We start from the raw sequence: 13,181 nt of genomic DNA on the forward strand, positions 1-13,181 counted from the left end.
ACGGAGCCCGCAGTTCTTGGCAGATTTACTTTGAAGTTGCCGAATTGGATTCGGCGGCGGCTCGGGGGAAAGCTATCATGACCACTGCGACATTGGGACGACCAGGCAGATTCGAAATCGGCAGGGTGTTCAACAGCACTTTTGCCGTCATCACGCGCAACATAGGACTCTGCGTCGGGCTTGGGCTTTTGTTCGCCGGCCTCCCGACGCTGCTCATCAGGTTATGGACCCAACCGCAGATGGAAGCGGTGATGAATGGCGATCCGAGTGCCATGGCGGATCCGAACGCGATGCTGCGCAACTCCTATCTCAGCATCCTCGCGGGATTGATTTCCTTCGTCTTCACGCTGCTGCTCCAGTCGTCGCTGGTGCGGGCAACAATCGAGGATCTGAACGGAAGGCGGCCATCCTTCGGCGACAGCGTGCAGATTGCCATCCGCTTCCTGTTGCCGACGCTTGCGATCGGCCTGCTCGTCGGCATCGGCTCTGCGCTTGCGATGATCGCGCTGATCGTTCCCGGCATCATCCTGTGGCTCGGCTGGTCGATGTCGGTTCCCGTCCTCATCCAGGAACGGTTGGGCGTCTTCGGCTCGATGTCGCGCAGCCGAGCGCTGACCAAAGGCAATCGCTGGTCGCTGTTCGGCCTCTTCCTCATCCTGGTCATCATCGCGATGGTCATCCAGTGGGGAATCCTGGTGGTGCTGCTTCTCTTCGGCGGGATCCTTGCCGAACTGGGCGCCGCCGTGGTGCAGGCCGTCGTCTCGATGGTGCTCTCCGTCGCCACCGCGGTCAGCTATGTCGAACTGCGCCAAGTCAAGGAAGGCACCAGCGTCGATGAGTTGGCGAAAATCTTCTCTTAGCAACGGCCGGGCCGCCTTCCACTTTGACGGCGGCCGCCCGCTGTCTCAACGACAACAGCAGTGGTCTGCCTGCATGCTCGTGCGGCAGAGGCATGACGATGTGATCGGCACGTCCGCCTTGGTCACCGCCAAAGCAAGTTTCGCCTGCAAGCCCGGCAGCTCCTCGCTCTCGCGGCGCCGCTTCAGGCATTCGACCAGCCCGTGCAGCGCCCAGACATTGTCCGGATGCTGGGCGCAGCGCTGCACGGCGCCGCTGAGGCCCAGATCGTCGCGATCGGTCCTGGGAGGAATCAGGACTCCAGCCAAACCGTCTCGAAATGCTGCTCGAGCGCCTGGTGCTGCTCGCAGCCATGCACGCCCTTGCGGTAGGTGCGGTAGACCGAGCGCCAGTAGGGCTGGATGATGATGCCGGAGTCGCGCAAATTCTGCTCGATCTTGGCCATGATCTCCTTGCGCTGGGCGGCATCCGGGGTCGCAAGTGCTTTATCGAGAAGCTCGTCGAACTCCTTGTTTGAATAGGCGCTTTCGTTCCAGGCCGCGCCCGATTTATAGGCCAGGGCCAGCACCTGGACGCCGAGCGGACGGCCGAGCCATTCGGTACAGGAGTAGGGGAACTTGCTCCAGTCGTTCCAGAAGGTGGCGGCCGGCAGCACGGTGCGCTTGATCTTGAGGCCGGCCTCGCGGATCTGGGCGGCGATCGCGTCGGCGGTGCTCTTTTGCCATTCGATGTCGACCGAGATCAGCTCGTATTCGTGGTCGGCCTTGCCGGATTCGGCCAACAGCTTCTTCGCCGCGTCGACATCGCGCTTGGCCGGGCTGATATCGGCGAATTCGGGATGCATCGGTCCGACATGGTGGTTATCGGCGGGCTTGCCCCTGCCGTCGAGGCCGAGCTTCAGCACGGCCGCATTGTCGACGGCAAGCTGGGCGGCACGGCGCACCTTGACGTCGTCATAGGGCGCGTTGCCGACATTGAAGCGCGCGACGATGGTCGAGCCGGTCGCGATCTCGGAATTTTCGAGCCCCATCTGCTCGGTCTGCGACACGGCGTCCGAGGCGGTCTCGTGGTCGGTGTCGATCTCGCCGGATTCGAAGGCCGACAGCATGGCATTGGGATCGGAGCCGTAGTCGACCCACTTGATGCCGTCGAGATAGAACTCGCCCTTCCACCACGGCTTGTCCTTGCGCTTCACCTCCGCACCGGTCTCGGCGTCCCAACTCACCAGCTCGCACGGGCCGGTGGTGATGGCCAAAGCCTTCTTCGGATCGGCATCGCCTTCATAGGAGCGGTGCATGATCAGCGCCGGATAGTCGGCCATGCCGGCGATCAGAGAGATGTCGGGTTTGGGCAGGTTGAGCTTGACGGTGTAGTCGTCGACCTTCTGGATACCGCCGTCGACCGGCTTCTTGGTATCGGCATTGACGAGCGCGCCCATGCGCGCGGCGACCGAATTGCCGGCGACCGAGGCATCGCACCAGCGGTTGAGGTTGTGGATCACGTCGTCGGCGTTGAAAGTGTCGCCGTTGGACCAGGTGATGCCTTTGCGCACGTGAAGCGTGATCGTCTTGGCGTCGTCGCTGGTCTCCCAGTTTTCGAGCAGCCAGGGCTCGAAGGTGAAGTCGGTTTTCCAGCGCACCAGATATTCGTTGCAGTGACGCGCGACATTCGACATCTCGACGCCGTCGAAAGTGCGCGGATCCTTGAAGCCCTTCACGTTCATGGCGACGCGCAGGACCCCGCCGCGCTTCGGCTCCTCGGCCCGAGCGGGCGAGGGAGTAAGGCCGCCCAGCGCCAGCGCGCCGGCGGCGCTGACGCCCAAGCCGGCCATAAGCGCCAGATACTCGCGCCTGCTGATCGCGCCCTTCTTGAAATCCTCCGCGGTCGGCTTTGCCCGCGGGTGCAGTTTTCTGTCGGTCAGCATGAATTTCATTGTCGTTCCCTCTATTGTTGGTGCAGGTCGCCCGCGCGGCGGTTTTTGGCGGCGACGACCTACACGAAACCCGGTGGGCGGCCCCGATTGCCGTCAGGCGCGGAGGCGGATACGGCCGCCGGGCGCCGTTGCCTGCGAGGGGATCATAGGTCCGCTTTCCGCGGCGGAATGTTTGGTTTTCCGCAATTCTTGTGCGCTGTTCCGCAAGCTGAAGTTGGCTGACGCGCATAATTGCTGCGCCTTGCCGGGCGGCTGGGTCTCCGGTCTTCGCGGTCAGAGCTCTGCGTAAAGTTGCGCCGCATTCTCGAAGGTGAAGCGCAGCGGCACCGATCCCTCGACCTGCCACACGCTCACCGTGTCGCCTGCCATCAGCCGGCAGGCGTCGAGCGTGTTGGTCACGGCGCCGCCATAGAGGCGGTTGGCGAGGTTGAGGATGCCGGTCTGGTGCATGGCGCTGCTGCCGCTGCCGCAGGCATCCTTGACCAGGAGCACGCGAAAACCGCGCGTCACCGCATCCTTCACTGTGGCGTCGATGCAGGCTTCGGTCCACACGCCGGCAATCACCAACCATTCGATTCCGGCCGCTTCGAGCTTGTCGCCAAAATCGTTTTTGCCGAAGACGCTGGCTTCCTGCTTGACCAGAGTGGCTTCGCCGTTTTGCGGCGCCACTTCATGGCAGATCTCCGTCAGCGGATCGTCCTTGTCGGAGAAGGCCGACTTGCCGCTCTCGTCGAGCGGATGGAACGGCCGCGCCTCGGCGAGGTCGACGATGTAGGCCCAATGATAGAGCGGCACGAAATTGCGCCGCGCCGCCTGCTGCAGGCGTTGGACGTTGGCGAGGATGTCGGCAAAGCCTTCGACCAGATAGCGCTTGTCCTTGCGATGCTCCTCCTGGAGATCGATGAACACCGCGGCCACCGTGCCGCGCCGGATGGAAATGGGGGATTTCATGCGGATGCTCTCGAAGGGGTGCCGCGGCGCGTCGGAATGTGCCGCAGCGTATCAGCTTCGTCATTCCAGCGCGAAGCAGCCGCGAAGCGGCGTCGCGAAGACCCTAGAATCCATTCCGTTACCTTGATCGAAGAGTGCGGCCTAACAGAATTCTGCGCCGTTGCGGCGCTCCGACGTAACGGATTGGATCCTAGGGTCTGCGCCGCGTCGCTTCGCTCCTTGCTTCGCCCTGGGATGACGAGGACATGAGTGCTGCGGCCAATCTCGAACGCCTGCGATAACGAATGGGCGGCGCCAACAGAGCGCATCGGCATCAAACCGCTCATTCCAGGAACTCATCCTCATAAGGGAAGCGCGAGAGAAGCTCGGTGCCGGTTTCGGTGATCAGGACCTCGTCCTCCAGCTTGACGCCTTCGCGGCCGCCCTTCTCGCCGATATAGCTTTCGACGCTCACCACCATGCCGGGTTGGATGATGCCGTCGCGGCCGTATGTCTCGTAATCCATCGCGTGGGCGATGAAGGGCGTCTCGCCATGCATGCCGACGCCGTGCATGACCGAGGTGTAGCGCTGGTCGACGAAGCGATCCGGGATTTTCCAAGCCTTCTCGGCGATCTCGCGGAAGGCCATGCCGGGTTTCACGATGGAAATGTTGTGCTGCACCTGGTCATGCGCCATGCGATAGAGCGATTTCTGGTAGGGCGTCGGCTTGCCCGGGCCGCACCGGAAGGTGCGCGAGAAGTCGGAATAATAGCCGTAGCAGCCGATCGTGTCGGTATCGAGCGCGACCAGCTCGCCCGGCCTGATCTTGCGGCCGCTCGCCTCGTTGAACCACGGATTGGTGCGCTGTCCTGACGTCAGCAGCCGGGTCTCGATGAACTCGCCGCCCTGGCGGATCACCTCGTGATACATAATGGCGAAGAGCTCGTTTTCGGAAACGCCGGGCTTGATCGCCTCGCGGACGGCGGCCACCGCGGCTTCAGCTCCGGCCATGGAGGCCTGCAGGCATTTCACCTCCTCCGGCGTCTTCACCGCGCGCACGGCAAGAATCTCGCCCTGGCAGTCCTTCACCTCGCAGCCGCGCTTTTCCAGAGCCACCGCCTGCAGATGGCTGCAGCGGTCGAGGCCGAGCTTCATCGAGCCGCCGCCATGCCTCTTCAGAAGCTCGGTGATCTCGTCGGCGAACGGCCCCGCCGTCTCGTCGTCGCGGCCGGAGACGGAGGACCAGACGAGCTTGGAAGGACGCGCCTCGTCGATCGTGTCGAGCACCATCGAGACATGGTAGCTCTGCGGATACTCGAACAGCACGATCGGCCCTTCGGTCGGGATGAAGAAGTAGCGGGTCGAATTGCGCAGGAAATAGCCGAACATGTTGCGCGAGCCGGTGGCGTAGCGCTGGTTATAGGGGTCGAACAGCACCACGCCGCCATAGCCCGCCTCGCGCATCCAGGCGCGCAGTTTGGCGAGCCGCCCCTTGCGCAGAGCGTCCGCGTCGATGAAGGACGGCTCGGTGTCGGAGAGCCACATGCCGCCGGCGGGATCGGCCGCGGCCGGGTGGCGCATGCGGTCCTTGAAGTCCACATCCTCGGTGCTGTCTGGATCGAAAACGACGATGCTCATGGGTGCCTCCTGTTCCCGCGAACATAGCCGGGCAGGATGCAGAGCTTGTGCGGCATTCCGCAAATGTCGTGCAGGATGCCGCGCGACCGATGTCGTCACTGCAATGTCGGCGGGACAGAGGGGGTGTGTGAAGGAAGTCGGAGTAGTAGCAGCAAAGCGCACCCTAATGCCTTCGCATCGACTTCGGCGCGTGCCCGTGCTCCTCGCGAAACGCCCGCGCAAAGCTCGACATCGAAGCAAAACCGCAGGCCAGCGCCACATCGCGCACCATCAGCGTCGAATGCGCCAGCAGATCGGCGGCGCGCTTCAGCCTGAGGCGCCGGTAATAGCCGTTCGGCGAGATATCCAGCTCGGCGCGGAAATTGCGCTCGAGCTTGTCGGGCGAGACGCCAAGCCGCTTAGCCAGCTCCGCCATGCCGAGCCGTTCCTCGACCGCGTCCTCCATGATGGCGATCGCCGACAGCACCAGCTCGTTCTGCACCCCGGTGCGGAGGCGCAGCGGCATCAGCTTGCGGTCGACGCTCGACCGCAGGGGAGAGTGCACGAACCATTCCGCGACACCCGCGGCAAGCTCGGCGCCGTAGTCGCGCGTGATGATCTCCAGCATCATGTCGAGGCTGCCGACGCCGCCGGCCGAGGTAAAACGCTTGCGGTCGATGACGAAGAGATCGCGCCTGAGCTCGATGTCGGGAAACGCCTCGGTGAAAGCGGCCTGGCTGGTCCAGTGCAAGGTGCAGGCATGTCCGTCGAGCAGGCCGGCGCGGGCGAGGAAGAACGCCGCATCCGCCACCGCGCCGATATGCGCGCCGCCGCGCAGGCTTTTGCGGATCCAGCTCATCGCCTCGTCGGCTACGACATGGTCGGCATCGCCACCGGAGCACACCACGATGCGATCGACCTTCGGTGCATTGGCGGCGGAGAAGCCGGGCTGGATGACGACGCCGTTGGAGGCTTCGACCGTGCCCTTATCCGCGCCGACGATCACCCATCGGTAGCAGTCGCGCTTCGCAAGAATGTTGGCGCCGCGCAGCGGCTCGATGACCGAGGAAAACGCCAACATCGGAAAGCCGGGAAAGACCAGCACCGCGAAGGAGAGCGGGGTCTCGCCTGCCTCCGGCTGCGCGCGGTCGCGTTTACGGTTGGCGAGAATGGCGCTCACGACTTTGGTATTTCCCGCGCGCAGCATTGGTGGCAGAGAAGGCCAAACTGTAGCGGGCGCTTCAGCGCCCTAGCAACGGAGAAACGACCAGGATGTTTGCGGCAACGGCCCTCGACACGAGCAACAAGCCGGCCTTCTACGATGAGCTGGCCAGGCAATTGAAAGCGCTGCTGGAAGGCGAGCGCGACTCGATCGCCAACGCCGCCAACACCTCGGCGCTCATCTACCAGATGGTGCCCGACCTCAACTGGGCGGGTTTCTATTTCCTTCAATCCGACGAAGAGCTGGTGCTCGGCCCCTTCCAGGGCAAGCCGGCCTGCGTGCGCATAGCGGTCGGCAAGGGCGTCTGCGGCACGGCGGTCGATCTCGATATGTCGATGCTGATCAAGGACGTGCACGATTTTCCCGGCCACATCGCCTGCGATGCCGACTCGCGCTCGGAGCTGGTCGTGCTCTTGCGCGACGACGAAGGCATCTTCGGCGTGCTCGATCTCGACAGCCCGCTGCCAGGCCGCTTCGACAAGGAAGACCAGGCCGGCATCGAGAAGCTTGCCGCGATCTATGTGGCCGCCAGTTCCTTTGAGGACTGAACTCTTAGCGGACTGCGGTACGGCTCCGCCGCTGGCTCAACGACCCTGTCTTGCGTTGCCATACGCGCGTCGTTATCTCTGGCGGAATATGACGCTCGCCAAGCGCGCCGAAGGGAGAAGATATGTCGCACAATCTGCAGTTCTATATCGAAGGCGTGTGGGTCGATCCGGTGGTGCCGAACAATTTCGACGTCATCGATCCGTCGAACGAAGACGCCTTCGCGCAGATCTCGCTGGGCACCAAGGCCGATGTCGACAAGGCGGTCGCTGCCGCCAGGCGCGCCTTCGCCACTTTCGGCTTCAGTGAAGTCGAGGAGCGCCTCGACATCCTCAACCGCGTCATCGAGGTCTACAAGAAGCGCAGCAAGGACCTTGCGCTCGCCGTCTCGCGCGAGATGGGCGCGCCGCGCCAGATGGCGCTGGACAGCCAGGTCGGCGTCGGCCAAGCGCATCTGGAGAAGATGGCCGAGGTGCTGAAGACCTTCCAGTTTCGCCATGTCAAAGGCTCCTCGCTGATCGTCAAGGAGCCGATCGGCGTCGTCGGCCTGATCACGCCCTGGAACTGGCCGCTCAACCAGATCACCTGCAAGGTCGGCCCGGCGCTCGCCGCCGGCTGCACCATGGTGCTGAAGCCTTCGGAGATCGCGCCGCTCGACGCCATCATCTTCGCAGAGATCATGGACGAGGCCGGTGTGCCGAAGGGCGTCTTCAACCTGGTCAACGGCGATGGCCCAACTGTCGGGCAGGCTTTGGCCAGCCATCCGGATGTCGACATGATGTCATTCACCGGCTCGACGCGGGCCGGCATCCTCGTCGCCAAGGCGGCCGCCGACACGGTGAAGCGTGTGCATCAGGAGCTCGGCGGTAAATCCGCCAATATCCTGTTCCCCGACGTCGATCTGCAAAGGGCGGTGACCAAGGGCGTGGCCGGCTGCTTTGGCAATAGCGGCCAGTCCTGCAACGCGCCGACCCGCATGTTCGTGCCGCGCGACCGGCATGACGAGGCCGCCGGCTATGCCAGGACGGCGGCGGAGAAACTCACCGTCGGGCCGGCCGACGCGCCGGGAACGAAGCTCGGCCCGGTGGTAAGCCAGCTGCAGTTCGACAAGATTCAAGACCTGATCCAGAGCGGCATCGACGAAGGCGCGACCCTGGTCACCGGCGGCCCCGGCCGTCCGGCCGAGCTCAACCGCGGCTACTATGTCCGCCCGACCGTCTTCGCCAACGTGACGCACGACATGCGCATCGCGCGCGAAGAAATCTTCGGGCCGGTGCTGTCGATCATGCCTTACGACACGGTCGAGCAGGCGATCGAGCTGGCCAACGACACCGTCTTCGGCCTCGCCTCCTACATCCAGGCCAAGGACATCGAGAAGGCGCGCCAGGCCGCGGCCCGCATGCGCTCCGGCAACGTCTATATCAACTATCCGACCTGGGACGCCGGCCTCCCCTTCGGCGGCTACAAGCAGTCCGGCAACGGCCGCGAATATGCCGAATACGGTCTCGAGGATTTTTTGGAGATCAAGGGCATCGCCGGATACGCGGCGGCGGAGTAGGCGGAGCAGAGGCCGGCGCAGGCAGATAGAGAAAGGGCGCGATCTCGGCTTCGCCATTTGCCATGAGCCGCTTGCCGCGACAGCCGATCAGCTCTTCCTCGCCGCCTTCTTACCCGCGTCTTGCCTCGATGATGCCCACCATGGCGCGGGTAAATTCGACCACGCTGTTTGCGGTAATGGCAGCATTGTCGGGGCTCTGGCCGATTTGCTCGGCTGCTCCGCAGCACGAGCGGCGGATGAGGTCGTAATGAGCAAGTCTTTCATCGTCCGGCAACGCCGCCAGGTTCAAGGCTCGACGGTGAAGCATGCGCAACAGCTGCGCCAGCGCGGTTTCGACACTCATGCGTTTGGCTCCGCATCGGTCGAACGTCTCGGCACATAAAATGCCGGATCGTCGATCAGGGGCAGTTCTCGTCCCGATCCGGCAAGGCTGCGCCTTAGTCGTTAATACATCGTTGATCGCTAATATGATCGGCGAAGGCTTTGGGCGGATTCCCGGATGCTATCGGATGCGGCGGAGGCAGATCATCCCCGCGCGGTACGGCTAACGTCCTCGGCATTTCAAAATCTAACGATCGGCAAAATGCACCAGTAAGGATGCTTGGTAAGGGTTGATTCAACCCTTGCTGGTATGTACAAGGTGGCGGCTCCGGCCAGGGGTAGGGTTGCCTGAAAGCCGGAGCCGCCTGCGCGGCCGATGGGTAGTGTCCGCGCTGTCCCAGAATAGGACAGCGCGGTCTACGATTCGTTAATTCGCTAATATATCGTCCTATGGGCGAACCCCGCGGACAGCGATGCCGGCAAACGAAATTTCCCAAGCAATTGAATTCTCACAGTTCTAGCTGCGAATCTGGATTCGAACCAGGACCGGCGGAGTTAAGAGTCCGCTGGTCTACCCGTTCCTATCACCAGCAACGCTGCCAGCTCCCAGAGAAGATCCACCTTGTCTTTGGCCTCTTTCGGGGGCGATGGGATCGAATGGGGATGGCGATGCCCGGGTCGACAGACCGGCCCGACCGTCGATGGTCCTGATGACGGTTGCATCGATGCACTTCGTCGCAATGCTCAAGCCCTTTGCCATCGTTAACGAGTCATGGGTCGGCGGGACCTTCATAAAGACTTTGCTAATATTAGAAAGAAGACAAGCCGTTCAGCGGAACAAGCCTCGCTGAACGCAGTTCGGTGCGACGTCGCGTCGGCTATTGCCGTCGCGTTGGGAGACAGCAGCGCAAGCGAACCCGACAGGAAGCCAAGCCTTCGCAAGGCCTCTCGCGAGCTGCCAAGAAATGAGTGGAACATCACCCCTAGGTGCGCAATGACTACCCCCAAACACATTTCAACGTTCGACCTCGATCAGCTGCGCGAAGCCTTCAAGCAATTGACTCGCGAGCAAGGCATCACAGCCGAAGAACGGGACGTATACGCCCAGCTTTTCCTTAAGCAGACCTGCGCCCCAGTCTTAGCGCTCGGCCCTGAACGGCGGCCGGTGCAGCCTTGGCGTTAGCTTAGGGTGGTGTGCCGCATCGACGGTTGCGGGTCCACGGCAGCTTCCCGCACAGTCCGGCGACACACTTGCGCCAAGCCAGGCTTGTCCGTCGAGATCATGGCCCGAACGCCGCTGCAGCTCTGCGATGGATCACCAGATGCTGGGCCGGGGGGCCCCTAACTGATCTGGACGCCCTATGAAGCGGCGCTAAATCAAGCCGATGCGGGTTGCGTTCAGTATATTTACTTTTCTTTTTTGCACCGCCTCTCTTCAGGCCCAGGAGTGGCAGCCGTTTGGGGTCCGGCAACTGGGCTTCACATTCGATGTTCCGCCTGGTTTCGTCCTCACCCAGCATTCGGATCAGGGTGCTGCATTCCAAGGCGAACAAGACGCGTTTCTTGCCGTGTGGGGCGCCAGACTTGGAAGAGCCAGCTTTCGGGCCGAGATCGAGCATCGCATGCTGGAAGACGAAAAGGCCGGCTGGAAGTTGACGTACCGGCGCCTGACCTCGACCTGGGCCAGCTATTCAGGGATCAACAACGGCGAGATCCGATATGTTCGCGCCATCAGGGTCTGTGATGACCGCGCCGCGCTTTTCACGATCAACTACAGCAGATCGGAGAAAACGCCTTATGATCGGATCATTGTGCGAATGGTAAGATCCTTAAGGGCCGAAGGCTGCTAGCCTTAGGCCCAGGGTGGGTTTCGATCTGCATTGCCGGCATGCCCTGATGCTATTTTTTACGAGCGACACGCATTTCAATGATGCCCGCATCTTACGGATTGACCGGCGGCCTTTCGCATCGCTCGCCGAACATGACGAAGCGCTGATCTCTTTCTGGAACGAGACCGTCACGCCTGACGACGAGGTCTGGCATCTTGGCGACGTCGCGCGCCACGGCAAAGCAGGCGGGGAGGCACTTCTGTCGCGCCTCAATGGGCGCAAGAACCTGATCATCGGCAACAATGACCCGGACGAAACGACCGCCGCCGACGGATGGGCCAGTATTCAGCATTACGCGGAACTCAGGTTCAACGGGGTGCTTCTCATCCTGTGCCACTATCCGTTCCGCACCTGGAATCAGATGGGCAAGAAGTCGATCAATTTGCACGGTCACTCGCATGGGAAGCTCAAGCCGCTTCCACGCCAGTACGACGTTGGCGTAGATGCTTGGAACTTTCGGCCGGTCCCGCTTCCAGCATTGATCCAAAAAGGCGGTGTCCGGACGCAGTCTTCGCTAGCTTAAAGTAGGTCAGCCGGCCAGCGAGAGCATCAGGGGCGGCCGTTCTTTTGGACCGCGCTAACCGAACACCCGAGTCTTTCATCATCGACGGCGAGATGATCGCGCGGGATCCCGACGGACGGCCGAACTTTCATGCCGTCCATTCGCGCATGACCTGAACGCCGAGCTGCTCACCTTCGTCGCCTTCGACCTTCTCTACTCAACGGCGAGCACATTCGTGCTCTGCCGCTGATCGAGCGCTAGGCGAGGCTCTGGAAACTGATCAAACCGTAAGACGCGGGGCTTACAGGGCGCGATCCGGCGCGAAGACCGAGATCGCCTTTGGGTGAACCTTGAAATGGGCCGGTGTCGACGTGACGATCTCGCCATCGGTGTTGACCGGCATCGCCTTCCGCGTCTCGATGTCGAACTCGACGCACCTGGCCGTGCGCACCTCACGCCATGCGCCATGCGTTCCAGAACGGAAAGAGCGGAGCATCAAAGCCAGCTTCCAGAGGTTCGTCATTTCCAAGCTATAGAGATCGAGATGTCCGTCATCGATTTCGGCCGTCTCTTCCACCACGTTGCCGCCGCCGTAGTGCCGACCGTTTCCAACCGCGATCTGGTAGGTTTCCACCTCGATCGCCGCGCCTTTCTCGGTAATCTTCGCGTGAAACCGCGCGGCCCGGGTCAACACTTTCATCGCCGCCAGCGCATAGCCCAGCCTGCCGAAGCGCTTCTTCAGTGCGGGGTCAAGACCCTGCGCCAGTTCGGTGCTGAGTCCGATACTTGCGACATTGAAAAAGGCATGACCGTTGACCGTCCCGACATCGATCAGTCGGGTTCGGCCTCGCGCGATCACATCGGCGGCCTGCAGGAGATCCATCGGAATGTTGAGCGTACGAGCAAGGTCATTCGCCGTCCCCATCGGAATGATGCCCATCGGCAGGCCGCTTTCCATGATCGCCGTCGCCGCCGAGGACACCGAACCATCGCCACCGCACACGACCACAAGATCGGCCATATGGCGTAAGCGAACGATGTCTCGAGCGATTTCAGGCAACGCCTCGAACATCTCAACGGTGACGGAAAGCCGACCTCGCCCCAGCCGCTCCACAATTGGCGCGAGCATCTCCTGGCCGCGCCGAGCCTTGGGATTGAGGAGCAGCAACGCGCGCCTTTTGGCTGCTTCGCTCATTCAAAGATCGGTCCGACTGATCATGGCTCAACGCAAATAGGGTGGCTGCTTCCGGATTTCGACCGCAAACCGACGCGAAACGTCACACCTGCCCCGCCTATGGCGCGCGGTTTCTAAGCGACGGAGAGCGTAGCGCGCCTGCGGCGTCGGATCATTCGCGGGCAAAAGGTCCACATTGGCTATGGCGAAGCGCTTTCTTGAGAAGGCGGGCTGAAGCGATCCGCTTTTTGCAGTAGGACTCCCGAGGAGCGAGAGAGCCGCCTTGGCTAGTGAAGTTTGTCCTTGGAAGGTTTGGCGGCCGACTCGCTCAAGATTTCTTTAAGCGCTTGCTCCAGCTCCAGCTCCAGCCGAGCCCGATAATGGGCTCGGGAATCGCAATCACGTCATTCCGGTACCGTCGAGACCTTCGCTGCCCGTGGACACCCGTTCGGTGCCTGTCTCTTCCGCATCGAAGCTGGCCCCCTCAGCGAGATCGTTGTCCGCCACCTTTTCGTCCCTCGAATGAAAGGCGACGGGATACGCTGGCCCGCCGAGCCGGAAATGACGGCTCTGGTTCCCGCGTGGCTCCTCTGTCCACCTCTCGGCGGGACTCTTTGCAACTCAATGAGT

11 protein-coding genes, 1 tRNA gene and 1 pseudogene are annotated in these 13,181 nt (G+C 62.3%); 5 read left to right on the forward strand and 8 right to left on the reverse strand.

All coding sequences use genetic code 11. From position 1 onward, the window contains the following. Positions 1-77 precede the first annotated feature (77 nt). Entirely contained in the window at positions 78-860 is a 783-nt protein-coding gene (locus CK215_RS15605; protein ID WP_095783213.1) for a hypothetical protein, read from the forward strand. A gap of 45 nt (positions 861-905) precedes the next feature. Here the strand turns inward: CK215_RS15605 and CK215_RS15610 are convergent. The 5 genes and pseudogenes from CK215_RS15610 to CK215_RS15630 all read right to left on the reverse strand — a co-directional run. Next, positions 906-1,133 (reverse strand): annotated as a pseudogene (locus CK215_RS15610) (hypothetical protein); the annotation flags it as partial. A 17-nt stretch (positions 1,134-1,150) separates the two neighbouring features. Next, positions 1,151-2,791, reverse strand: a complete 1,641-nt coding sequence (locus tag CK215_RS15615) for an ABC transporter substrate-binding protein (RefSeq protein ID WP_095831436.1) — start codon at positions 2,789-2,791, stop codon at positions 1,151-1,153. A gap of 273 nt (positions 2,792-3,064) precedes the next feature. After that, positions 3,065-3,742, reverse strand: a complete 678-nt coding sequence (locus tag CK215_RS15620) for an isochorismatase family protein (RefSeq protein WP_095831437.1) — start codon at positions 3,740-3,742, stop codon at positions 3,065-3,067. A gap of 322 nt (positions 3,743-4,064) precedes the next feature. Further along, a complete protein-coding gene (locus tag CK215_RS15625) occupies positions 4,065-5,360 on the reverse strand; it encodes a Xaa-Pro peptidase family protein (RefSeq protein WP_095831438.1) in 1,296 nt (431 codons plus the stop codon). 163 nt (positions 5,361-5,523) lie between these two features. Further along, positions 5,524-6,420, reverse strand: coding sequence for a GlxA family transcriptional regulator (locus CK215_RS15630; protein WP_245418701.1), 897 nt, complete (start codon positions 6,418-6,420; stop codon positions 5,524-5,526). A 191-nt stretch (positions 6,421-6,611) separates the two neighbouring features. On the opposite strand from CK215_RS15630, the gene CK215_RS15635 reads away from it, so the two are divergent. Beyond that, complete coding sequence (locus tag CK215_RS15635; protein WP_067000588.1) at positions 6,612-7,109, forward strand: GAF domain-containing protein; 498 nt, start codon at positions 6,612-6,614, stop codon at positions 7,107-7,109. Positions 7,110-7,231: 122 nt separating this feature from the next. Next, complete coding sequence (locus tag CK215_RS15640) at positions 7,232-8,665, forward strand: aldehyde dehydrogenase family protein (protein ID WP_095783218.1); 1,434 nt, start codon at positions 7,232-7,234, stop codon at positions 8,663-8,665. 109 nt (positions 8,666-8,774) lie between these two features. Here CK215_RS15640 and CK215_RS15645 read toward each other — a convergent pair whose 3' ends face one another. After that, positions 8,775-9,008: a hypothetical protein gene (locus CK215_RS15645; protein WP_067329916.1), complete on the reverse strand. Its 234-nt coding sequence runs from the start codon at positions 9,006-9,008 to the stop codon at positions 8,775-8,777. A gap of 497 nt (positions 9,009-9,505) precedes the next feature. Continuing rightward, positions 9,506-9,578: transfer RNA gene (locus CK215_RS31300), tRNA-OTHER, on the reverse strand. Positions 9,579-10,371: 793 nt separating this feature from the next. Here CK215_RS31300 and CK215_RS15655 point away from each other — a divergent pair. Beyond that, the gene (locus CK215_RS15655; RefSeq protein WP_067329922.1) at positions 10,372-10,836 is read left to right on the forward strand and encodes a hypothetical protein; all 465 of its coding nucleotides are present in this window, start codon (positions 10,372-10,374) and stop codon (positions 10,834-10,836) included. A 46-nt stretch (positions 10,837-10,882) separates the two neighbouring features. Then, positions 10,883-11,398, forward strand: a complete 516-nt coding sequence (locus tag CK215_RS15660; protein ID WP_095831440.1) for a metallophosphoesterase — start codon at positions 10,883-10,885, stop codon at positions 11,396-11,398. Between the two features lie 280 nt (positions 11,399-11,678). On the opposite strand, the gene CK215_RS15665 is transcribed toward CK215_RS15660, so the two are convergent. After that, positions 11,679-12,572 carry a lipid kinase gene (locus tag CK215_RS15665; RefSeq protein ID WP_095778606.1) on the reverse strand — a complete coding sequence of 298 codons (894 nt, stop codon included), beginning with the start codon at positions 12,570-12,572 and terminating at the stop codon, positions 11,679-11,681. Positions 12,573-13,181: the final 609 nt, after the last annotated feature.

It is taken from the genome of Mesorhizobium sp. WSM3864 (genome assembly GCF_002294955.1).
GTDB lineage: Bacteria > Pseudomonadota > Alphaproteobacteria > Rhizobiales > Rhizobiaceae > Mesorhizobium.